The sequence below is a fragment of the Clostridium sp. AM27-31LB genome, assembly GCF_003480745.1.
GTDB lineage: Bacteria > Bacillota > Clostridia > Lachnospirales > Lachnospiraceae > Butyribacter > Butyribacter intestini.
In genome coordinates this window covers 254,349-277,066 of record NZ_QUJS01000002.1, presented here as the reverse complement: position 1 = coordinate 277,066, position 22,718 = coordinate 254,349, and the positions used below count along the sequence as shown (strand labels likewise).

At 46.0% G+C, this 22,718-nt stretch carries 31 protein-coding genes; all 31 read right to left on the bottom strand.

Annotated elements, in window-relative coordinates; translation table 11 throughout:
* Positions 1-138 precede the first annotated feature (138 nt).
* Positions 139-1,686: a terminase TerL endonuclease subunit gene (locus DW721_RS04845; protein ID WP_118745011.1), complete on the bottom strand. Its 1,548-nt coding sequence runs from the start codon at positions 1,684-1,686 to the stop codon at positions 139-141.
* Positions 1,686-2,165, bottom strand: coding sequence for a phage terminase small subunit P27 family (locus tag DW721_RS04840; protein WP_117717907.1), 480 nt, complete (start codon positions 2,163-2,165; stop codon positions 1,686-1,688). Before DW721_RS04840 ends, DW721_RS04845 begins: the two co-directional genes overlap by 1 nt.
* 71 nt (positions 2,166-2,236) lie before the next feature.
* Positions 2,237-2,593 (bottom strand): hypothetical protein, encoded by a 357-nt coding sequence (locus DW721_RS04835; protein WP_118745010.1) that lies wholly within the window; start codon positions 2,591-2,593, stop codon positions 2,237-2,239.
* 166 nt (positions 2,594-2,759) lie between these two features.
* The gene (locus tag DW721_RS04830; protein WP_178680512.1) at positions 2,760-3,026 is read right to left on the bottom strand and encodes a hypothetical protein; all 267 of its coding nucleotides are present in this window, start codon (positions 3,024-3,026) and stop codon (positions 2,760-2,762) included.
* 124 nt (positions 3,027-3,150) lie between these two features.
* A complete protein-coding gene (locus tag DW721_RS04825) occupies positions 3,151-3,348 on the bottom strand; it encodes a hypothetical protein (RefSeq protein WP_118745009.1) in 198 nt (65 codons plus the stop codon).
* A complete protein-coding gene (locus tag DW721_RS04820) occupies positions 3,338-3,808 on the bottom strand; it encodes a gamma-glutamylcyclotransferase family protein (protein ID WP_118606097.1) in 471 nt (156 codons plus the stop codon). The genes DW721_RS04825 and DW721_RS04820 overlap by 11 nt, the downstream gene beginning before the upstream one ends.
* Before the next feature lie 93 nt (positions 3,809-3,901).
* The gene (locus DW721_RS04815) at positions 3,902-4,849 is read right to left on the bottom strand and encodes an amidoligase family protein (RefSeq protein WP_118745008.1); all 948 of its coding nucleotides are present in this window, start codon (positions 4,847-4,849) and stop codon (positions 3,902-3,904) included.
* Positions 4,850-4,980: 131 nt separating this feature from the next.
* Complete coding sequence (locus DW721_RS04810; RefSeq protein ID WP_182436216.1) at positions 4,981-5,358, bottom strand: helix-turn-helix transcriptional regulator; 378 nt, start codon at positions 5,356-5,358, stop codon at positions 4,981-4,983.
* A gap of 20 nt (positions 5,359-5,378) precedes the next feature.
* Positions 5,379-5,558 carry a hypothetical protein gene (locus DW721_RS04805; RefSeq protein ID WP_118606106.1) on the bottom strand — a complete coding sequence of 60 codons (180 nt, stop codon included), beginning with the start codon at positions 5,556-5,558 and terminating at the stop codon, positions 5,379-5,381.
* On the bottom strand, positions 5,551-5,784 hold the full coding sequence (locus tag DW721_RS04800) for a DUF4314 domain-containing protein (RefSeq protein ID WP_117781589.1): 234 nt from the start codon (positions 5,782-5,784) through the stop codon (positions 5,551-5,553). Before DW721_RS04800 ends, DW721_RS04805 begins: the two co-directional genes overlap by 8 nt.
* The gene (locus DW721_RS04795; RefSeq protein WP_243035947.1) at positions 5,772-6,554 is read right to left on the bottom strand and encodes a hypothetical protein; all 783 of its coding nucleotides are present in this window, start codon (positions 6,552-6,554) and stop codon (positions 5,772-5,774) included. The genes DW721_RS04800 and DW721_RS04795 overlap by 13 nt, the downstream gene beginning before the upstream one ends.
* 96 nt (positions 6,555-6,650) lie before the next feature.
* Positions 6,651-7,910, bottom strand: a complete 1,260-nt coding sequence (dcm, locus tag DW721_RS04790) for a DNA (cytosine-5-)-methyltransferase (protein WP_347560355.1) — start codon at positions 7,908-7,910, stop codon at positions 6,651-6,653.
* The gene (locus tag DW721_RS04785) at positions 7,897-9,153 is read right to left on the bottom strand and encodes a site-specific DNA-methyltransferase (protein WP_118745004.1); all 1,257 of its coding nucleotides are present in this window, start codon (positions 9,151-9,153) and stop codon (positions 7,897-7,899) included. The genes dcm and DW721_RS04785 overlap by 14 nt, the downstream gene beginning before the upstream one ends.
* Positions 9,134-9,589, bottom strand: coding sequence for an RNA polymerase subunit sigma-70 (locus DW721_RS04780; protein WP_118745003.1), 456 nt, complete (start codon positions 9,587-9,589; stop codon positions 9,134-9,136). Before DW721_RS04780 ends, DW721_RS04785 begins: the two co-directional genes overlap by 20 nt.
* Positions 9,590-9,853: 264 nt before the next feature.
* Positions 9,854-10,207 (bottom strand): HNH endonuclease signature motif containing protein, encoded by a 354-nt coding sequence (locus DW721_RS04775; protein WP_118745002.1) that lies wholly within the window; start codon positions 10,205-10,207, stop codon positions 9,854-9,856.
* 169 nt (positions 10,208-10,376) lie between these two features.
* A complete protein-coding gene (locus DW721_RS04770; protein WP_118745001.1) occupies positions 10,377-11,780 on the bottom strand; it encodes a hypothetical protein in 1,404 nt (467 codons plus the stop codon).
* Between the two features lie 88 nt (positions 11,781-11,868).
* Entirely contained in the window at positions 11,869-12,225 is a 357-nt protein-coding gene (locus DW721_RS04765) for a type II toxin-antitoxin system PemK/MazF family toxin (RefSeq protein ID WP_055272584.1), read from the bottom strand.
* A gap of 8 nt (positions 12,226-12,233) precedes the next feature.
* Positions 12,234-12,719 (bottom strand): hypothetical protein, encoded by a 486-nt coding sequence (locus DW721_RS04760; RefSeq protein WP_243035946.1) that lies wholly within the window; start codon positions 12,717-12,719, stop codon positions 12,234-12,236.
* A complete protein-coding gene (locus tag DW721_RS04755; RefSeq protein WP_118745000.1) occupies positions 12,688-14,061 on the bottom strand; it encodes a DEAD/DEAH box helicase in 1,374 nt (457 codons plus the stop codon). Before DW721_RS04755 ends, DW721_RS04760 begins: the two co-directional genes overlap by 32 nt.
* Complete coding sequence (locus DW721_RS04750) at positions 14,042-14,323, bottom strand: VRR-NUC domain-containing protein (protein WP_118744999.1); 282 nt, start codon at positions 14,321-14,323, stop codon at positions 14,042-14,044. The genes DW721_RS04755 and DW721_RS04750 overlap by 20 nt, the downstream gene beginning before the upstream one ends.
* Before the next feature lie 217 nt (positions 14,324-14,540).
* Positions 14,541-16,925 (bottom strand): virulence-associated E family protein, encoded by a 2,385-nt coding sequence (locus DW721_RS04745; RefSeq protein WP_207665611.1) that lies wholly within the window; start codon positions 16,923-16,925, stop codon positions 14,541-14,543.
* Positions 16,882-17,028: a hypothetical protein gene (locus tag DW721_RS16015; RefSeq protein WP_182436215.1), complete on the bottom strand. Its 147-nt coding sequence runs from the start codon at positions 17,026-17,028 to the stop codon at positions 16,882-16,884. The genes DW721_RS04745 and DW721_RS16015 overlap by 44 nt, the downstream gene beginning before the upstream one ends.
* 10 nt (positions 17,029-17,038) lie before the next feature.
* Complete coding sequence (locus DW721_RS04740; RefSeq protein WP_118744997.1) at positions 17,039-18,973, bottom strand: DNA polymerase; 1,935 nt, start codon at positions 18,971-18,973, stop codon at positions 17,039-17,041.
* A complete protein-coding gene (locus DW721_RS04735; protein WP_118744996.1) occupies positions 18,954-19,187 on the bottom strand; it encodes a helix-turn-helix transcriptional regulator in 234 nt (77 codons plus the stop codon). The genes DW721_RS04740 and DW721_RS04735 overlap by 20 nt, the downstream gene beginning before the upstream one ends.
* Positions 19,169-19,336, bottom strand: a complete 168-nt coding sequence (locus DW721_RS16010; protein ID WP_182436214.1) for a hypothetical protein — start codon at positions 19,334-19,336, stop codon at positions 19,169-19,171. The genes DW721_RS04735 and DW721_RS16010 overlap by 19 nt, the downstream gene beginning before the upstream one ends.
* A 70-nt stretch (positions 19,337-19,406) precedes the next feature.
* Complete coding sequence (locus tag DW721_RS04730) at positions 19,407-19,949, bottom strand: DUF2815 family protein (protein ID WP_118744995.1); 543 nt, start codon at positions 19,947-19,949, stop codon at positions 19,407-19,409.
* Positions 19,946-21,079 (bottom strand): DUF2800 domain-containing protein, encoded by a 1,134-nt coding sequence (locus DW721_RS04725; RefSeq protein ID WP_118744994.1) that lies wholly within the window; start codon positions 21,077-21,079, stop codon positions 19,946-19,948. Before DW721_RS04725 ends, DW721_RS04730 begins: the two co-directional genes overlap by 4 nt.
* Entirely contained in the window at positions 21,079-21,405 is a 327-nt protein-coding gene (locus DW721_RS04720; RefSeq protein ID WP_118744993.1) for a hypothetical protein, read from the bottom strand. Before DW721_RS04720 ends, DW721_RS04725 begins: the two co-directional genes overlap by 1 nt.
* On the bottom strand, positions 21,402-21,602 hold the full coding sequence (locus DW721_RS04715; protein WP_118744992.1) for a hypothetical protein: 201 nt from the start codon (positions 21,600-21,602) through the stop codon (positions 21,402-21,404). Before DW721_RS04715 ends, DW721_RS04720 begins: the two co-directional genes overlap by 4 nt.
* A gap of 10 nt (positions 21,603-21,612) precedes the next feature.
* Positions 21,613-22,014 carry a DUF4406 domain-containing protein gene (locus DW721_RS04710; protein ID WP_182436213.1) on the bottom strand — a complete coding sequence of 134 codons (402 nt, stop codon included), beginning with the start codon at positions 22,012-22,014 and terminating at the stop codon, positions 21,613-21,615.
* A gap of 89 nt (positions 22,015-22,103) precedes the next feature.
* On the bottom strand, positions 22,104-22,439 hold the full coding sequence (locus DW721_RS04705) for an HTH domain-containing protein (protein ID WP_118744991.1): 336 nt from the start codon (positions 22,437-22,439) through the stop codon (positions 22,104-22,106).
* Positions 22,440-22,718: the final 279 nt, after the last annotated feature.

The window sequence follows — 22,718 nt, the reverse complement described above, 5'->3', positions numbered from 1 at the left end:
TTTATACCTCCCGTGTCTTAAAAATGTCATTTAATCAAACTTTTGCTGTTTATTAAGTAAATGCATATGAAATATAGTCTTACCAACTTTAATATTTCATATTATACCATACTTTAGTGAGCATTAATATTGCAATCACTATAAAACTAATATTCCTCTGTCATCATACACACTTCCATCACTGCCCCCATTTCTGATTGCACGGTCAAGTGCCATGACTGTTGCAACGGCCCCGTCAATTTTCTCCGTGGATTTTTCCTTATCCATTTTGATGTTCCCTGCCGGGTCCTGACGGACAAATACATTATCCATCATCCACCGCAGCACCTTATGTCCGCCATGTGCTATCCTCTCTTCCAGTGTCAGCTTCATCAGCTCCTTGGTCGGAGGACTCATATCTTTATACCCCTGTCCGAATGGAACAACGGTAAATCCCATTCCCTCAAGATTCTGAACCATCTGCACCGCTCCCCATCTGTCAAATGCGATCTCTTTAATATGAAATTTTGTTCCCAGCTCATCAATGAACTGCTCGATAAATCCATAATGGATGACATTGCCCTCGGTGGTCTGAAGGCATCCCTCGGCTGCCCAGACACCATACGGGACATGATCCCTTCGGACACGCAGCCTCATGTTATCCTCTGGTATCCAGAAATACGGAAGTACCACATATTTCTCCGTATCGTTTCTTGGTGGGAATACAAGCACGAATGCCGTGATATCCGTGGAACTTGAAAGGTCGAGTCCGCCATAGCATTCCCTACCGAGAAGCTCCTCCTCATTCACGGCAAAGGAACAGGCATCCCACTTATCCATCTGCATCCACCTGGTGCTCTGTTTCACCCACTGGTTCAGACGGAGCTGCCGGAATACGTTCTCCTCTGCTGCATTCTCTTTTGCACTGATATATGCATTCTGCACTTTCTCAATGTCTATCGTGTATCCGAGTGACGGATTTGCCTTATACCACACATCCTCACTCGACCAGTCATCCTCATCGGATGCCCCGTAGATCACAGGATAAAATGTCGGGTCTATCTTTCTCCCCTCTATGATATCCAGAGCCTTCTGGTGCTGTTCAAAACACACGGAATTCCGGTCTGTCCCGGCTGTCGTGATCAGAAAGAACAACGGCTGTGTCCTGGCATCTCCAGAACCCTTGGTCATGACATCGAACAGTTCCCTGTTCGGCTGTGCATGCAGCTCATCAAAGATGACCGCATGGACGTTCAGTCCATGCTTTGTGTATGCCTCTGCCGACAGCACCTGGTAGAAGCTGTTGGTTGGTTTATATACAAGCCTTTTTACGGACATGACGGGCTTGATCCTTTTCTTCAGTGCCGGACACTGATCCACCATATCCACTGCAACATCAAATACGATGGAAGCCTGCTGCCTGTCAGAAGCACAGCCGTAAACCTCAGCTCCCCATTCACCGTCACCGCATGTCATATACAGTGCAATGGCAGCCGCCAGCTCCGATTTTCCGTTTTTCTTTGGTATCTCACAGTAACAGGTATTGTACTGCCTGTATCCGTTTTCCTTTACCGTCCCATAAAGGGTACGGATGATCTCGTCCTGCCACGGGAGAAGCTCAAACGGAACTCCCCGCCACCTTCCTTTGGTGTGTTTCAAGCAGTTTATAAAATTGACCGCATGGTCTGCTTTTGCCTTGTCAAACATTATTTTGCACCGCCTTTCACAAGCAGAAGCTCCATTTCATCGTTCTGCTTATCCTCACCGCTGTCCGTGGAGATACGGCTTCTTGCAGACGGGGTCAGTCCGAACTGCTCACAGAACTTATTCATGATCTTCAGATAGGTCTGGGCAATGGACACCTGCGGTACCTGCTGCCAGTATCCGCTCGGGGTCTTTACGATGGTCCCGTGCTGTGTAATGAACTCCTCTGCCTCTTTCCATCTCGCATATGCCTGACAGTATCCTGCGAATGCTGCCATATCGATTTCCGTAAGGATCCCCAGATGCTCCAGCTGTTTTGCCATCCGCTTCCATTCCTTCTTTGCCTCATCCTCAAGCCATGCCGGACAGCGCGGGGCCTTTTTCTCGGGCTTTGGTTCGCCCGTATTAAGGCTTCTCTTGCCCGGATTGCCCTCAAGCACCTTTACTGCCGTAGGCTTTGGTTTTCTTCCTCTCTGCGCCACTGTCCTCACCTCCCCGTAAATGGCATAATAAAAAGACCTCCGAAGAGGCCTTCCGATTTGTGTGTTTATTCTTAAAGTGTCATTCTGATTGCCGGAATTCTTGCTTTCTTTCCTGTTTTCCAATCCGAGTATGTTGCATTCACCTCAGTAAGCCCTGCCATCCTGATGCCTTCCTTTTCAAATGCTGCAAGTGTTTCGATCAGGCTTGAAAATGTACTGCTTATCGTAAATTCGCTGATGCCGTTTTCCTTTAAAGCCTTTACAATTTCCGGAATGTCGTAATCCCAGATGACTCCGTTAAAATCAATGTTATCGTTTCCTGTTTCCTGGCAGTCTCTGTATGCTGCAAACAATGTGCTGTTGATCCCGTAATCCTTAAGGCTTCCTCCCTCGTTCATGGCTTTTTCAAAAACCTCAATTTTCTTCATGGTCTTGTACCTCCGCTTTTTTTCTTTGTTTTCCCTTTCGGTAGGTACATATTCGCTCTAAACGCTGATTATATCCAGTCATTTCAGTGCCATAATGTACACAAAGATACTGTCGGTACATTGTGTAAATGTACACAGGCAGGGAACATTTTCCCTGCCCTTTCTGCTATTTTACATTTGTGAGTGCCCATGCCATTGCATGCCCGGCATCCTCAAATCCTTCTTTTCTTCCAATCCTTGAAATCCTGCATTCGCATCTCCCAAAACCTGTCTCATCCGGTGTTTCAACCAGTTCATAAACTTCTGCAATGCTTCCTTTAAAGCAGTGATCCCAGACTGCAACCGTGTAATCACCGTAGTCAAGGACTGCTGAATTCATGCATCCGTAAAGCTCCATCGCTAATTTTTCTGCTGTTGTGATCTTTGTTTCCATTGTATCTTCCTCCGTTTTCTTTGTTTTTCCTTTCGGTAGGTACATATTCGCTCTGAACCGTACATATATCCAGTCATTTAAGCATCATAATGTACACAAAGATCAGCCTGAGAAATTGTGGATTTTACCGCTGCGACCTGTGGATGGCTTCAAGGATCTGTTCCTGTTCCTCTGCCCCGACACCAATGCTCTCAAGCGCCTCACGTGTCCCACAGTCCGGGCAGATAAGCGTTCTGCCGTCTGCCCTTGAAAGGGCGGATGTCCTTCCGTAGGATGCCCCGCAGCGGGGGCATATCCGTATGTGCAGTGTTTCACTCTTCATGTCCTGCCACCTCCACTGCTTTTATCTGTGCCTCGGAAAGGTAATGCTCGTCAAACCCAAAGCTGATGTACCCCTGAAGGCATGTGCTGACATACGAAAGGGAAGGTACTCCGATCTTCCGTTCTTCATGCATGATGTACACAAAGCACTTCCTTCTGCGTATCTTCCCCGTGCGGATGCCCCTGATATCAAGTTCTATTTCTTTTTTGTAATAAAACACCGGATATCCTTCATAACGGTCAAGTGCCACCTCATCCGACTCCGTGACTTCCCATACCGCCACGGGAACCTCGCTGCCTTCCTTCGGCTCAATGGTAAGATAGGCTCCCGTATGGCTTCCTTTAAAGAGAAGCTCATAATCGTGTATGACTGCAGTACCGATCACCCTTGCGTGAGGGCATCGTATCCGCATCTGTCTGATGTTCAGGTTACTGCCATAAGCAATGTAATATCTTTTCATAATGTTTCCATCCTTTCTGAAGGGAACACCCTTCTACCACCTTAAGACCGCTCATGGCGGTCAGTGTTCCAAGGTGGCAGGAGGCTGTTCTCTTCAAGCAGCCCTTCCGCTTCTGAAAGCAGTGTCTCCTGCAAGTCTCTTTGTAAGGATTTCCCTTGCGGTCTTAAATTCGTCCCCGATGAATCCGAGTCTTAAAAGCCATGTCCGCATTGCGTATTTCGGATTATCCGTCTGCTGCGGTTTTGGGCTTGCCGTCCTTACTTCCTTTGCCATCTGGCTTAAGGCAAGGCAGAGCTGGATGTAACTCTTAAGCTGTCCTGCATGCAGTCCGTTCAGCTTTCCATCTGCCGGGGCATCAAATTGGAAAAGTCTGAATTCGATGGTCCCCTTTGTAAAGGTTGCATGGTAGTTTAGCATATGGTATCGGCTGTCGTTGTAATGCTGGCTTCTGCCGTAAGTTGCACCGTTTGCCGTGTACCAAATATCTGCGAATGCTGCCATCGTCTTTGGTTTCTTTTTGTTGACTTCCTTTAAGAAGCGGGGATCTACCGTTCTGCAGTAGCGTGTCACCCTTCTTCTGTCGAGGTTTAAAGCGTCTGTAATAAGGCTTTCATGGCTTGCCATGATGTTTGCGAGGTTTCTGAGCGTCTGCGGTGTATGCCCTTTTGCTCCGATGTGGATGTGTACCCCGCATCCCCTTGTGGCATCGCTTTTGGCTCCCGCATGTCTGAGCTTTCTTATCAGTTCCTGGAGAAGTTCGATATCTTCGTAGTGAAGGATCGGTGTGACCAACTCACATTTTTTATCATCTGGTCCCGCAATGCTGACGTCCTTCTGGAATTTCCATTCCCTTCCGCTTGCATCCCATGCGGACCATGTATAATATCCGTTTCTGGAAGCCGTGTTTTCAAATCTTCCCGTTCCAAAGAATGCGGCTGCAAGCTCTGCTGCCTTATCCCTTCTGATGTTATTCATCTCGACCTCAACTCCGATGGTCTGTTTCTTCATTTCCTCGATCTGCTTTGTAATCCTTTCGTTCATGGCTTGTACCTCCGTATGTTTTTCCCTTTCGGTAGGTACATATTCGCTCTAAAGCACACATATATCCAGTTATATATGCGCCATACACTGCACAAAGATTCTGCTTAAATACACGCTTTGCATTGTGTATTTTATGATTCTGTCTCTTTCAGTTTTTCACCCAGCCTGTCCTTGAATTCCTTCAATTCATCCATATCCATCTTTCCCACCAGTTCATATACGGCAGCCTCTGTTTCATCCTTTGGCATCGGCAGCGGATACGGGTAGCATCCCATAATAAACTCTATGCCGACATTAAATGCATCCGAAATGTCAAGCATTTCAGGAATCCTCAGATTCGCTGTTCCATTCATCAGATTTTTCATTCGTCTTGTGCTGATTCCGCATTTTTCTGCAAAAAACTTTGTATCAAGATCGTGCAGTTCTGCTATGGTCTTAAGCCTTTCTGCAACAACACTGCGATACTCTTCCCTGCTTAATTTCGCTAATTTCTTTCTGTTATCTTCCAACTCATCACATCCCCTTTTGGTTAATATTCGTCATCCGTGCAGAAGTCCATTCCCATCTGCAGTTTTATGTATATATTAGTATATCGGTCTCTTTCGCTTCCGTCAGAACCCATCATGGCCTGAAGGAAGAACTGCTCCGCAGCTTCCTTCGTTTCCCATGTATCTTCTTTACCGTAACATACGGTCGTTATCTTATTCATTGGTATCCGCCTTTCTCCATTCGTCCACTCCGTAGATCATTGCAAGAGAACCGTGTCCCTCCCACACCGTGTGGAGCTGTCCCGCATCATCCACGAACTCGACCGTTCCAATGGTTCCTGACGGTATCTTTCTGTATGGGTCATCAAGGCGGATAAGTTCCACCCTGGTTCCTGCAGGATATTCTTTTCTGAGTCTTTCAAGTGTCTGTCTGCTTACTCCAAACATACCGTTGTCCCCCTTTCTGCCCTGCGGTTGGCTTTCCACTTTTCCGCATCTTCCGGGGTTCGGAATGCCGTATGGCCTTTCAGCCCCTTAAGGAAGAAGGATCTTGTTTCCTTTCCTTCGCTCCCGCCAAATCCGATGGATACCAGCCATGCCCTCATGTAATATTTTTCATTCTCTTCAATGGTCTGTTTCGGATTCACACGTTTCTGTTCCGATGCTTTCTTTACCATTGCCGATGCTAGTCTGCAGTATTCCATCATGCTGTCCGTATGCGGGAATCCCGTAAAGTCAATGTTTCCATCCTTAAATGCGACTCCCTTGCATCCGCCCTGTCCCGTAATGAACCTTACCGCTTCTTCCGTATTTTCAAAGGCTCTTTCAGCAAGTGCATCCGTCAGCGTATCCGTAATGGAAATGCACTCCCTTCCGGATGCCCTGTTGATAAGATACTGCTTGGAATGCATCATGTTTATCAAGTTGATGATTCCCTGTGGTGTCATGTCCCCAATCGGTATCTTTATCTCTGCTTCTGTTTCTTCCGTCTGTGGTTCCTGTATTTCTTCTGCAACATCGTTCTGAAAAAGCACCCTTCTCACCTCATCTTCCATACTGTCATCTTCAAGGATGACCTTTGCATCCCTGTCCACCGTAATGCTGCCGATGCGGTATGCAAAACTTGGTGGTCCAAGGTACTCTGACCTCTGTCCGAAATGCCTGGCTAAAGCTTTTACCAGTTCTTTTCTGTTTTCAGCGTTTGTTATAATTTTCATTCTGCTGATCTCCTTTCCTTTTGGTAGTACCATATATCACTCTGAACGCCCATATAGTCAAGCAGATAATGGTACTTTCCAAAAGAAAATGTAAGGTCAGTTTCTGGACTCAGGAAGGGACATCGCAACCGCATATGCCACGGTTGCAGTTACTGCATTTCCTGCCTGTTTATAAAGCTGTGCGTCCGAATTGACAGCCGAAGCACGGTCAAACAGCTCATCGGAAAATCCCTGTAACCGGAAGCACTCCCTCGGTGTCAGTCTTCTGATGCGTCCGCCCCTCATGAGCGTTCCCATCTGACCGGAGCAGTCCAGCGTCTGGGAGCATCCCCTGCCTACACGGCCCCGTCTGGTTGTACTGTCTGGATATGCAAGATTGATGCCGTCACCTTCACAGGCAACATCGTATCCTGTCTTTGTGGCATTCCTGACTTTCACGGAATCTGCCTTCTTACAGACATACACACCGTGTCTGTCCTGAGAGGTCAGCGTGAACATCGGCTCTCCGTCATCCTTCATGCGTCTGCCGTTCTGTCTTTTCTCCATACGTTCCGGTGTCAGGACCGGATGAACCTCAAGCACCGCTGAGTTCATTGCCGTGTGGTTCGTCATCCCGGCAGTGTACCGTGCAGTCAGGCATCTTGCCGTGTCCGTGATCTTTGGATCATGGTTGCTCTGGTCAATGAAATAAAGCCCTGTCTTTGCACCCACGCCTCCGGCATTGCCGACAAGCGTTGCGGAGATGCCGTCCGTCCCGTAAACACGGTAACCCTGCATCCCGCCTATAAGCTGGTTAAGAGCTGCTGCGTTTTCTCCGGTGAGAGGTAATATTTCTCGTCTACCTCTGCTTCTAAGATTTGCGATAATGAACACACGCTCACGGTTCTGCGGCACTCCGAAGTTTTTGGAGTTAAGCACCTGCCACCGACAGTCATACCCTGCTTCGTCCATTTCAGACAGAACTGAGGCAAAATCGAATCCTGCATTGATCGATAACAGGTTCTTAACGTTCTCAACAAGTAAGTATGTGGGTTTAGCACTTTCTTCTTTGCCTTTGAGGAGGTCAATAATGTTGTAATATATTCCACTTCTTTTTCCGACCAGTCCCCGCTGCTTTCCTGCAACGGAGATGTCCTGACATGGGAATCCGAAGCACCAGATGTCTGCATACGGGACATCTTCTGATTTGAGTTTTGTGACATCATCTGCTTTCCACTCTCCTTTTGTGTCATACATTGCCTCATAAGAGGCTCTTGCAAATTTATCATATTCACAGTATCCGATACATTTATGTCCGGCAGTTTCAAGCCCTAACCTGAAACCGCCTATTCCCGAACATAAATCAAGGAAGGTCATCTGCTTCATTATACAGCCCTCCCTCGCATAATTTCTGATATGAAATTTTCATATTATCACGCAGTACATATACATCATCCGCTGAACCCTTCTGCTCGATATAGCGGTTGACGATTACATCCACGAATTTTTCATCCAGTTCAATGCCATAGCATATCCGGTTTGTCTGCTCACAGGCAATAAGCGTGGAGCCAGAACCGAGGAACGGGTCAAGCACGATGCAGTTGCTCATGCAGGAGTTCTGTATCGGATATGCCATAAGTGCCACAGGCTTCATGGTCGGATGATCCTTGCTTGCTTTCGGACGGTCATATTCCCAGATGGTGGTCTGCTTCCTGTCAGAATACCACTGATGCTTACCGCCCTTCTTCCATCCGAACAGACAAGGCTCGTGCTGCCACTGGTACGGGCTTCTTCCAAGTACCAGAGCATTCTTCTTCCAGATGCAGCACCCAGAAAGATAAAATCCGGCATCCTTAAATGCCTTACGGAAATTCAAGCCTTTCGTATCCGCATGGAATACATAAATGGATGCGTCCTGCTCCATTGACTGCTCCATATTTACAAATGCTGCGAACAGGAATTTATAAAAATCCTCGTCAGGCATATTGTCATTTTTGATTTTCCCGGCTGTTTCTTCCACATTTACATTATATGGAGGATCAGTAAGAATAAGATTTGCTTTCTTACCGTCCATCAATACATCGTATGTTTCCGGCAGAATGGAATCTCCGCAGATGACACGGTGTCTGCCGAGCAGCCACACATCTCCTGTCTTTGCAACATTCGGTTTCTTCAGTTCCGCCTCCACATCAAAATCATCTTCCGTAATCTTCTTATCGTGTACGGAATTGAAAAGCTGCTCTATCTCAGGCGGTTCAAATCCTGTAAATCCTACATCAAAGTCTGAATCCTCAAGGTCTTTAATAAGGTCTGCTAACAGTTCCTTATTCCATTCGCCCGTAATCTTATTAAGCGCAATGTTAAGTGCCTTTTCCTTCGTCTTGTCTATATCTACAACAATACATTCCACTTCATCATACCCGAGGTCGGACAGTACCGTTGCCCTCTGGTGTCCTCCGATGATGGTCAGGTCTGAGTTGACGATGATTGGTTCGACATATCCAAACTCCGTGATGGAGTTTTTGATTTTCTCATATTCCTTATCACCCGGCTTCAGCTTCTTTCTTGGATTATAGGAAGCGGGGATAAGGTCTGCTATCTTATAACTCTGAAACTGCATCTTCCTGATCCTCCTCTGCTAAAAATCTGTGCCGGAAGTAACATTCACGGCCACAGTATTTTCTGTTCTTGTTTCCATAGGAAATAAAAGACTTCCCACACTGCTCGCATACAAGCGTGTAGGAAGCCTTCTCGCTTTTCTTCACTGCTTCCGGGTGTGCCTTCCACCATTCCCTTCTGCATTTTTCACAGCAGAACCGTCTCGGTCTGCCAGTCTTTGGCTGTTCGATTGGATTACCACAGAAGTGGCATACCTCTTTACCGTCCACCATGAGTTTCATATTTTTTGAAACCACTGTGGCATATCCGGCCAGGTTATGTCGCTTACAGTAATTCCTGACGATGTCACGGGACAGTCCGATTGCCATTCCTATGGCTTTATATCCCATGCCCCGCATACGCATCTCATTGATCTGCTTTGCCTGTGTGTCCGTCATCCTTTCTCACTCTCCTTCCGGCACACGAAAAAAGGCCGGAAAAACAATGTTTTTACACTGTTTTCCAGCCTTAAATAATGCGTTTTTCATAATTTTCCGGCAAAAGAAAATACCCCTTTTTGCCGTGTTTTAAGTACATTCTGCGAAAATTATCCTGTCGGTTTTATATCCCCCCTGTTTAATTCTGCGAAAATTCACGCAAAGGGGGCCATCGGTCTTCAGCAGCACGCTCCGTAGAGATTTTGATACCCCCACGGTCTGCCATCAGAACCGATACTCAGGATTGTTATCCTCGTTCCATGTCTTTTTATCATGACAAGGTTTGCATAAGCTCTGCCAGTTCTTCTCGTCCCAGAACAGAACGGGATCACCACGGTGCGGTTTCACATGGTCGACAACGGTTGCGGTCACTGCCCTGCCTTCCTTCATGCACTGCACGCACAAAGGATGTGCTTTTAAGTACCTCGCCCTTGCCTTCTGCCACTGCCTGTTGTAACCACGCTTGCTGCTGCTCGCCCTGTCACCACGGTGCAGTGCTTCATGCTCCTCACAGTACAGACCGTCTGTCAGCTTTGGACATCCGGGATGTCTGCACGGTTTCTTTGGTTTCATCGGCATCTGCCATTCCTCCCTTCTATGTACACGGGCGGTGTGAAAGGATTGGAAAGACACCGCCTTACGGCAACATAAAAAGGAGCATTTCTGCTCCCTTCCATTTTTGCCATCTTAATCATAGCACCTGTAAAATAAAAAGTCAGTACACCTTTAGTACACCTTTAGTGCACCTCTAGTACACCATCTGTTCACCATGCTTCTCGTTCTCAACGAAATACCGATATCCGTGCTGTTTCAAAATATTTCTAAGCATCTTTTCTAAACGATCAATATCATTAGATGCCGTATATTTAATGCACTCTAAGCTGATTCCATGCTGCTGACAATATTTCTTCTTTTTATCATCGTATTTAAGCTGACGCTCAAACCTGTCATTTATACTTTTATTGTCCGAACAATCGTCTGTTACGTATGTACCGAACTCATCATAATATCCTTTTTTATAATGGTGTGGTCCCTGTAATTCTATTGCCAGATCAAATATTGCTTTCCCAGTTTCGTCTGCTGATTTTGACAATATGAAATCAAACCGAAGGTTCTTTCCGGAATCTCCAACCAAGCCATCAAAGGATTTTTCCCGGATATAAGTAATTCCCAGTTGATCTAATATATCCATTGTTTTTGCTTCAAAAGATGAAACACCGTGACAGCCACAGCTTTTTTCCAGATAATACCCTCGTTCCTCATCATATGATATCTTCATGCTGGATGAAAGTATCTTCTCTTCCTTTCCACAAATCCGGCACACACAGGCATATTCTTTTGCAATTGTGATTACTGGTTTTCCATATTCCCGCTTATCTAAAGAGAGATGCTGCATATCTGTACACTCTTTTATAAAATAACTGTCCCAGTATTGATTGGAAAAATCTCTTTTATATGACGGATCATAATGAACAACTGCCTCAAAATCATCATATCGATGTTCTTCTTCATAACATTCCTGCTCCTGTCTTCTTTTCTCTTTATCAGCTTCATCCTGTGCTTTATCATATTGGAATAACAGCCTATAACTTTTTTCCTCTGTTTCCATTTCCATTTTTGAAAACGCATCATATTCCTGATGATACTTTTCATTGTATGGCTTTTTATACTCGATGCTGTGCTCCAAATCACCATATTGTTCCAGAACACTCTGCAGATATGATATCATCGGTGTCAGTGATTTTTTTCTATACCACTGCGCCCAGTAGTTTGCAAATTCGATAGCATCATCATTTTCCAGATTTTTTATAAAACGATGCTTTGGTGCGGTCATATCTGCTACCATATCCTCTATTCTTTCTCGTCCGTATTTTTTTACAAGCTGTTCCCTATCGGTGTAAGAATATTTTCTGTTCAATTCAGGCATTTGCTTTGGAAATGATAATCCATCTGGAACTAAATAATCGCTTCCTTGATTTCTCTCATAATGGTATTTTTTCTTACAACTTTCGCAGAAAATCTCAACAGCCGTATCATTCTCTTTTTCCTGTCCCCAGTCATTTGACAGATGTATCCTATAAAATTGTAAATAACCCTGACCGCAAGCACATTTTGCACGATAAGGTTCTCTATAATCTTCTTCATAAGACATAAAATATCACACCTTCCCAATTTCACACATTAAAAGCATATTAAGATTTTACCATAACGCAAACAAAAAAGACAGCCGTCTGACTGCCTCAATTGTACTCTGCATATGCACCTATCTGTATTTGGAGCGCTACTGTAATCTGTTCCATGACCATGTCATCCAACACTTCCCCGATTCTTTCTCCAAGCCTTGTCTTATCAAGGGTCTCCACCTGTTCCGCCAGAGCCATGCTCGGCTTGTTCAGACCGCTGCCTTTGGGGATCTGCACATGGGTCGGAAGATACTTCTTTTTCCACACTCTGGCTGACAGCGGAACGACCGTGACCACCGGGGAATGCTTATTCGCCTTATTATTGCTTACCACCAGTGCCGGACGGACACCGCCCTGTTTGCTTCCATCTTTTTCTCCAAAATCCACATAATAAATATCTCCGCGCTTACACATAAAACCTCCTATCCGAGAACAAAGGCTTCCACCTGTCTGTCCCTCAGTTCATACTGTTTATCAAGTTCCTTCAATGCTGCTTTTCTGTATTTTGCTATCATCGTATGGCTCACATGGTATCTTTCCATCATGATGTCCCATGTCATGTCCTCATCCAGAAGATCCGTGATAATACTTCTATGTCTTTCATCCAGTCCATTCACTGCATGCTCGAAAAATTCCAGTTCTTCCTTCAGGAACATATATCTGTGAAAAAGGAACTCATACCATTCGTCATTTTCCCTTTCGATTGCCGTCCTGTACTTGATTGCTATGTTTGCCGTCTTATCGGAAAGAGTGCTGGTCTGCACCCTTTCCCCTTCCGGATGGGAATAGAGCATGGAATCGATCATGTCCTGTTCGCTCACTCCCTGAAACTGACGGAGCTGGAACTCAGTCACGGTCAGTTCCTTTTTCATGTTCTTATATTCCTTCATCATTACTTCTGCCGTCATCCGCCATACCTCCGATCCTTGCCTTTACTGCTTCTATCATTGCATTCTGTGTATTGTCCTTCCTCTCGATTGCACGAAGGATATCCTCATCGACCGTCCCGTCCGTTACCAGATGCTCTATGACAACCGTGTGTTTCTGTCCCTGTCTGTAAAGTCTGGCATTAAGCTGCTGATATAACTCAAGGGACCATGTAAGCGAAAACCATACAATGGTTGAACCGCCCTCCTGAAGATTCAGTCCGTGTCCTGCCGATGCCGGATGGATCAGTGCAACGGGGATTTTTCCGGCATTCCAGTCATCAATGTCTTTCTTTGTATTGATATCCCTTGCCGGAAATCTCTTTAATATCCTCTCCCTGTCATGCTTGAACCAGTACGCAACCAGAAGCGGTTTCTCGTTTGCCGATTCGATAAGGTCTTCCAAAGCATCCAGTTTTCTCTCATGGATATTTCTGACATTGCCGGATTCATCATAGACAGCACCGTTCGCCATCTGCTGGAGCTTGTTGGAAAGTGCTGCTGCGTTTACCGCATCGATGTCCTGTCCTTCTCCGTATTCAAGGATCATCTCATCTGCCATCCTGTCATAAAGAGCCTGTTCGGATTCCGACATGGAAACAGATACCCGGTTGCACACACACTCCGGCATATCAAGATAATCAACAGCCTTCATGGAAATACTGATATCGGAGATCAGCTCATATATTTTTTCTTCCGCACCATCTCTCGGCTTGTAGGAAAAGATGATCTCCCTGTTACGCTTATCCGGAACAAAGAACCTGTCACGGTATCCACCGATGAATCTCCCAAGCCTCTGCCCCATATCAAGGATCCCTATCTCTGCCCACAGGTCCATAAGATTTCCCGGTGTTCCGGTAAGTCCGACCACCCGCTTTGCCATCGGCCTTACTTTTTTCAGGTCTTTGAACCTCTGTGCCTTTGGGGACTTGAAGCTCGACAGCTCATCAATGATGACCATGTCAAAATCAAAAAATATATTTTTTGTCATCCAGGAAACATTGTCCCTTCCAATGATCGTCACATCGGCTCCTGACAAAAGTGCTTCTTTTCTCTGCACTGCAGTTCCCATTGCCACTGCAAATGTCATGCCGTAAAGATGCTCCCACTTTTTTATCTCTGCCGGCCATGTGGTCTCAGCCACACGTTTTGGTGCGATCACCAGCACCCGCCTTATTTCAAAATAATCAAACAGCAGCAGCCACAATGCCGTAAGTGTTATTACCGTCTTGCCAAGCCCCATGTCGAGGATCAGGCAGCTCACGGGATGTGTGATTATAAAATCCGTAGCATACTGCTGGTAATCATGTGCCTTGTATTTCATTCAGAATACCTCCGATCTGATCGATGTTATCAACTACATAAACGGGAAAGCCAAGCCTCTCAAGCATCCTCTTTCTTTTCAGTTGCAGCGGTCTTGGTTTCTTTCCCGATGCTTTCAGTTCCACAAATGCCATTTTCCCGTCCGGCATCAGGACGATGCGGTCAGGCACTCCATTCATACCGGGTGATACGAACTTCAGTGCCATGCCTTTCCGCTTTTTTGCTTCTTCCCTCAAATGTCTCTCTACTGTACTTTCTAGCAAAACCAGATACCTCCTTTGCCGATTGCGGTTGCCATATGCCTTTAACTCCTATACGCGCATATATACATGAATTGCTCTTTTTATCTTTATTTTTAATTCTCAACTGGATTTAATGGGAAACTGGGAAACTAAGAACCGCAACCCCTTATTTTCCAAGGTGTCAGCACGGTTTCCGACTACCGTTGCCCATCTGCATTTGGGAAACCTCGGAAACCGCCTAACGGGTTTCCTCTGGTTTCTCATCCATTCTCACAAAAGTCTTCTGCACTCCGTAAAGGGGGACTTTGGTCTTTCCGGTGGTGTTGTAATCATACTTCTTCCATCCCCCGATCTTGTTTAAGATGCCTTCGATCTCATAGGAATCCGCCTTCTTTAAGTTCTGGCGTTCCTTACCGAAGCACTCCACCCATATTTCCATGATGCAGACACGCTCACGCACGACCGTTCCCTTTACACCTACGGTTTCAAACTCACCGCCTCCGAGGAATGCCCTTCTCTGGTAGATGTCCATTGATGCCCAGTTATCCGGCAGAAGCCTGTCAAGATAATCCTGCACGATGCCCTCACGGTCATCCGACTCCATTGCCTCCTGCTGCATCTTATAGGCTTCTTCTGCCTCCGCACCTTTTAAGAACAGCTCCTCGCCTTTGTTATACAGATGGATTGCCTCCGCCCAGATCTGGTCGACACAGTCAAGCTGCCACGGATGGTGTTTTCCCGTTCCCGGCACATGCACTGGCCAGAATCTTCTGTTTCCGGTCACGTCACGTAAGAATCCGCCTTCAGAGTTGGTGCTTCCCACAATGATGCATTTTCTTGGGTGGGACTCCACATTTACACCGTATGCCTGACGGAACTTATCATCCTGACGGGTGACAAAGGACTTCACTACCTCGACCTCGGTCTTGCGGATACCGTTCATCTCACTGATTTCGAGGATCCAGTTGCCGAGCAGCTTCTCGGCAGCAGTCTTATCCCTCATATCCGAAATGGATAAGGAATCCGAAAACCACTGCTTTCCGAGTATGGAAAAGAAGGTTGATTTTCCCATTCCCTGCGGACCGTTCAGCACGAGGATGGAGTCAAACTTCACTCCCGGCTTATAAATACGTGCTACTGCAGCCACCAGTGTTTTACGGATGACCGCCCTCGTGTAAGGTGTATCTTCTGCACCAAAGTAGTCGATGAGCAGTGTGTCGATACGCTCCTGTCCGTCCCAGTTAAGTGTGGCAAAATAATCCTTGATCGGATGATAAAGCCTGTCGGATGACACTACTGCAAGCAGTGCATCCTTAAACTTGGTCGGTGACCAGATCCCGTACACCCTCTCGAAATACACTTTTGCATTCGCAAGGTCGGAGTCATTCCATCCGGGCTTTACCTGTGTCCAAGGAAGCGGACCGATGACATCAATGGTATCCTTGAACTCGTTGTATACGATATTTTTGAAATTCTCATCATTGCGGATGATCAGTGCGATGTTCTGCAGTGTATCCTTGATGTTTCCCCTGCGGTCGAGTGCTAGTTTATTCTGCCAGTCCTCATCCGGCTCTGCGGAAAATTCCTGTACTGCCAGCTCCTGTCTTTCTTTTGCAAGAGTGTTCTTTACTTCTTCATCTGCAGATACAAAATCCTGCATGGCTTTAAAGGACGGGAGTTTTCCGGGTTCTGTCCCTTCGGCTGCCCTTGCATCCTTGTCACCGAATTTATGAAGCCTTACCACATCAAACGCATTCATCAGCTTTCCGCAGCACGGGTCTGTCGCATGGTGGCTGTATACGAACAGGTCATCATATACAACAACTCCGGCTGCCGAGTCTGCCGGGATATAATCATATCTTCCGGGGATTGCCCTCGAATGCCTGTACACATCCGGGATGAACTTATCGATAGCCTGTGTCACCGTGTATGTCCGGTTGAATGCCCCAATCAGTCCGTCCTTGGAAAGCGGATCTGCCTGTTTCTTTATATCCCTCTGTACCACGGATGCCTGACGGTTGCTTACCGGCCATGCGGATACATCATGCCAGTCCTTATAACGTGCCAGCACTTCATCCGGATCCACTTCTGCCCCATCGATCTCCTGAAACACATACTCCCCGTTACTTGAAGTGCTCGGCCAGTACATGAGTCTGGAAGGTTCATAGGTGGAATCATCAAAAAGTTCAATGCCTATATCCGATGCAAGCATACGGCTGACCGCACCATATTCATCAGGAGTCACATCCCTTGTCAGGAATATGATGATACGCAGTCTCGGCTTTTCCGGTGTATGCTTATGGGTGGAATACACCACCATCTTCATGTCAAAGAACATTTCCAGTTCATCAATGATGCCCTGTGTCCCGTAATCCATGTCAAGCGTGATTGCTGATCTTGATATCACGCATTCTTTCTTCCTCCGTCCGCCCTTCAGCTTTCCAAGAACAAAGCCTCCGACATCCTTGATATTGTCCTGCTGTCCCTTCGGCATCTTCCTGTACTGCTCCATTGTTTCTGCAGTATATTTTGTCTTGGACAGACGGCTGACAAAATCCTCATATGTCATATCCGTGCAGTTAAATTTTTTGTCCATTCTTGAGTTTCCGATTGATACGAACATCTTTTCCTGCCTCCTTCTTTTTCTTCTTTTCTTCCTTCATTACCCTTCCGACCGCAGTATTTGCAGTCGGGTCAGGATAACCTTCGGTATTGCGTCCTCCCATGCAGCACCTCCTAATCTTTCTTGTAAAACGGACTTTCAAATCCTGCTGCCTTAAGCGGAAGCCCCTCACACCAGTCAGGGCATACCGCCATGATCTCATTTACTTCTTCCACCGAGGATGTTCCTTCCGGCACTTCAAGCACCACTTCATCATGGATGTGGCATACGATGTCAAAACCTTTCTTTTCCAGCCTGAGCATTGCTTCTGCCAGCACATCCCTTGCGGTTGCCTGGACGATATTTTCACAGAATTTTGCACCGTAGGATTCTATCCTTGTCCATTTGCGGTTCGTACCGACACCTTCATAGCTGACGCTTTCCGAGCCGAAACGGTTCACGGTCATCCTCGGTCTTACATATGACAGCACCCTTCCTGACGGCAGTGCGATCTTTAACATCCCGGACTGGTAATATACCGTCACCCTTCCGACCGTGGTCATCTTCCGTTCCTTCACGGCAGCCTTTACCGCACCGTCAATCTCATACCAGTAATTTACGATGTGCGGGTTTGCTGTCCGCCATGACTGCACCAGACCTTTCAGTTCATCCTCTTCCACAAAATTTAATGCGCCCATACTGATAAGCGCACCTTCCGCTCCGCCATACTGACAGGCAAGCGATGCCACTTTCCCCCTTGCACGGTACGGACTTCCTTTGGTAATCTCTTCGATTGGGATATGAAACATCTTGGATGCCGTCTGCTCATATATCTTTCCGGCACCCATGAACTCTTCCATTACCCATCCTTCCCCGGCAAGATAGCCCATCACCCTTGCTTCAATAGCGGAAAAGTCCGATACAATAAATCTGCATCCCGGCTTTGCAACAAATGCGGTACGGATAAGTTCCGACAGCACCTCAGGTGTGGAATCATAGAAAAGTTCTATCAGGTCATATCTGCCTTCCTTTACAAGGGAACGGGCAAGTTCAAGGTCATCCATGTGGTTCTGCGGAAGATTATGTATCTGCACCAGTCTGCCGGCCCACCGTCCGGTTCTGTTCGCACCATAAAACTGCAGAAGTCCATGCACCCTTCCGTCAGGGCATACGGAGCGTTCCATTGCTTCATATTTTTTTACGGATGTTTTTGACATGGCAAGCCGGAGTTTCAGCATCTTTTTTACATCCCCGTCCGTCTTATCCACCAATTCCTCTACGGTCTTTTTTGCAAGGGAATCAATCTCTATCCCCTTATCCGCAAGCCATCCCTTTAGCTGTGATACGCTGTTTGGATTTTCAAGACCGGATAGTTCGTAGGCTCTTTTTGTTGCTGACTCTTTATACAAAAGGTCACAGGCTATGGCATTTTCTGCAAGCTCCGTATCCACCATAATTCCACGGTCATTTATCCTCTGATCCATACAGTACAGTTCCTGTTCCCTGTCGGGTATCGGGAACTTCAACAGTTTCTGTCTTATCTGTTTTTCCACATCCACATCACGGATGCAGTAGGTCTTAAACAATTCCCATTTATCCGGTGCGTCTGCCGGAAGATTCCTTTTTCTACCGCCATTTGATTTTGTTGCCTTACATGGCATGCAAAAATAACGGATCAGGTCTTTGCCCTCTCCCATCTTCTGCTTGTCAAGATGGAGTGCTGCCCCGACTCCCTCTAGGGATAATGGCAGGGACAGCATGGATGCCTGAATGAGCGTGCATCTCCACGCTTCCGGCTTTAGGGAAAGACCAAAGTATTTATTAATACAGGTTCGCTCGAACACGGCATTATAAGCGGTCTTTATCACGGAATCATCCACAAGTGCATCCATGACATCGGCCGGCAGTTTCTCCCCGGATGCGAGGTCAACAATCTGTGTATTTCCATCATCCACGCTGTATGCAAACAGAAGTATCTCAAACTGGTCGGATGCGGTATATCTGTGTACCCCGCAGTCCGGCAGGGACACATCGGAATATGTTTCTATATCAATTGCCAGTGTTTCCATTCTCTGCTCCTTTCTTGGAATCGCAGAATCCCAATATGCTGTCAGGTGTTGTTCCAAGTACTACGCAGATTTTCCGCAGCATCTTCAAAGACGGGCTTCTTTGGTTTAACTCCCACATTGCCACTGTCCCTTTGGACGCCCCGAGCCGTTCTGCCAGTTCAATCTGTGTTATACCAGCCTTTTTACGGACCGCCTTTATTTCATCTCCGGGCATCTGCCAACACCTGCCTTTATCTTTATTCTTTCGATACCGACTCTTGCAGCATCCTCATGTCCGGCTTTTATCTGACCGATAATGGTCTTATATGTATTGACCGGAATATATTCTTTTATATCCTCAAGTTCTTTTCTTATATCTGACATTGTTCCATCCTTTCATATATGGGAAGCGGAAGCCATGCTTCCGCCCCCTGTAAATAAATCTGTGTGTTTTCTATGCAAGGAAATCATCCTCACCATCCACGGCTTCAAAGTCATCACTTGCACTGGTTCTGGAACCAAGCGGTTCTCCGTCCCTTAATTTCTGCACATTACCGAGACCTGCTGCGATACCCTTATTGCCGTTTGAATTGTAGGCATAAAATGTAACGGACACATTTCCGTAGCAGCCGGAATACACTTCACTCTGGTCAAGGATAGGCTGCACCTGTCTGTCGACAATCTGCGGTGCCTGTTTGGAATTGGCATTTAAAAACATACTGTCTGCGTATGCCTCATCCTCCGGTCTGTCGATATCACCGTCACGAAGGGGTGTCTTTAAATTTGCCGGAATCTTGCCGCCCCACTTGCCTTTACCTTCTTCCTTTGCTACCTCGATTGCCTTTTTAATCTTGGCAATAACATCCGTATTATCCTTGTCTATAATGCAGGATACGGAATACTTCGGTTCACTTCCGTTGATGGAATCCGGCTTCCAAAGGTGTGCATAGCTCAGTCTGCATGGAACGATTACTTTTGTTGGATTTGTGTTGCTCATAGTGTTTCCTCCTTAAAATCCGCCTCAGCGGTTGCTGTTTTATATGGTTCTCTTTTATCTGAATCCGGCACCAGTGTGACCTTGCCATCCGGCTTATACACAAAGGCTCCCAGAATTTCATTAAATTTCTTCTTGCCCATCAGTCTCTCCATCTCGGTGATACCGATAAGGCTCTGTTTATAGATGTCCGTATATCCGGCTTTCTTGGCTGCCTCTGCGACATCCGTTTCATCCGTATATTTACGGTTGCTCCTGCCAAGCACCAGTTTGAATCCCGGCCATTCCTTATGATTTGTGACTGCTTCATTCTGGGCATAGGTATAAACTTCCTCTGCCCATTTCTTGAGGGCATCCGCTTTGGACAGCACCTCTGCGACCTCATCATCTGACATAAGGTCAGGATTCTTAAATTCCATCTGGGCAAGTTTCAGATATTCCTCTGCCCTTGCACGACAGGTAAATCTTGCCTTGCAGAATCTGCAGTGGTCTCCGGCTTTGAACTCTCCCTCTCCGGCAAGTGCCCTTGCTGCTCCCGGCTCGAATACATCTTTTCCCCATGAAAAAAGGTCTTCTGCCGATATCTCCCATGTAGAAAAATGCTCGATTCTTGGCTGGACAATGGTAAGTTCCACGGTATCGATGTCATATAAAAAGCCAAGCATATCAAGGACTCCCAGTCCGTAGATCATAAGCTGGACATTGCTTTCTGCATCAACCATCACGCCCTTGCCAAGTTTCAGGTCAATAATGTGAATCTTATGGTAATCTGCAATAACCATGTCAGCCGTTCCAAAACAGTCCTCCACGCGCTCTGCCAGACTGACTTTCTGCTCTACTCCGAAAAACGGTGTGTCACAGTCGGCTCTTGCCTGTTCTATCTGGCTGATGACATATTCAACATAACTTTCCACTGCTTCCATAAGCTCGTCCGAATAATAATCTGATACCGGACGCTTGGTTCTCTTCTTCAGATACTTATTAATCAGATGCTCCGCCATTGTGTGACCTGCAGAACCCTCTGATGCATAGGGTGACTGCTCATCCGGGAACTGCTCCTCCAGAAGAAGTGATGGAGGGCAGTTCAAATATCTTTTTCCGGAAGATGGGGAGAATCTTGCGTGCGCCCCCATTAAAGCACCTGCGCTTTCTCATAGAGTTCCGGCAGTTTCTCGGGCGGTACATCCGACAGTTTTTCATATCCAAGCTGCTCGATTAGATGCTTGATTTCAGATGTCTTTCCTTTTCTGGATCTTTCAGTGAGGAATGCACGGACTGTCTTTAAATCAACCTGTGTTTCTTCATTTGGTGTATCCGGCACGCTCTCTTTCTTCTTTTCTGCCTTCTTTACAGGCTTTGCTTCTTTCTCAGGTGCTTTTTCCTGTGCAGCAACCATCTTTCTGATTCCGGCTGCAATCTGTTCATATCCTTCTGCCATCTGTAATAATCCTTCGCTCATCGCTGTCTCCTTTCAATTTTCACATCGCCAGTATAAATATCTGACTTATTTACGCTTCTCTGATATCCGCCAAAATCCATCAGAATGTGGTACGGATATTCTTTTACAACTGTTGCTATTTTTCTTCCTTTTTGGGAGATGACTGTAAGCCTGTCCCCTTGATAAAGTCCGTAGCAGACATTTACTATTCCTGACATGGCGGACCTCCTATTTCAGCACTCTCAGATTTCTGATAGTGCTTCTGTATCTGGCATCCGCCCTTTCATCTACGGGAATGGTCTTGATATTCACGGGATTAAAGTCCTCATCGTAAAGTCTGACTGGCTTGCGTGTTTCTTTTGCATGGTCAAGTTCAAACTTCATTCCTTCGGTAATATCAAATCCGAATACATATACCTCATCGCACATATCCATGAGTTCAAGACCCATTGCGATGCCTGTCATTCTTTCATTTGGAATTTTTTCATCAAGGAATGCTGGAAAATAGAGATGTGGGACAATCGGAATATCCCCTGACATAACAGTAATCCTTGCATAGGTTACCGCCTTCTTTTTGTTCTCCTCGATATTGCCCCGATAAGGACTGCAGATAAATACTTTTTTAATCATAATAAATTCTTCCTTTCTACATTCGGCTCTCATGGCCGTGGGGTTCTCGTCAATATTGTTCATGGACAGCAGACCGTCATCTGCTTGTCCTAGACTGCAGGACTGTATTTGTTAGAGCCGTATTCACGGAGCATCTGGTCAATCACCTTTTTCTGTTCATCATCTGCCTTGTCCATCAACTGTTCCAAAACAGTCATCTGATCTTTGGACAGAATATTTTTATGTGGGTGATACCAGTCAGCGATACGGACGCCGCCTCCGTTACCTCTAGTCGTTTCCAGAGGATACTCAGCCGTGAGTATAAGAATGTCATTTCGGATAGTTCTATCCGTAACACCAAGCTCTGCTGCCAAGACCTGCATATTTTCCTGTCTTCGTGCGACCATAATTCGCATAATCTCTGCTCTTCGCTCATTTGCACTCACGGCTTTTCACCTCCTTTCGTCCTCGTCTGATATGAATATAAATTTCAAATAGGAAGACTAATTTCCGATTTGAAATATTTCTCTAATTTTTTTCCTATTTCTTTATTCGCTTTTTCATCTGACACTTTTCTGCTTTTTGCAAACACGAATAAAAATTTCCTATATTAATTATGAAAGATATTTTTTATCTTCTTTTTACAGAGATATCCTGTCAGCTGATATTCAGATGCTTATAAATCTGTTATCAGTTCTGTAAAAATCTATTTATCAAAGATTTTT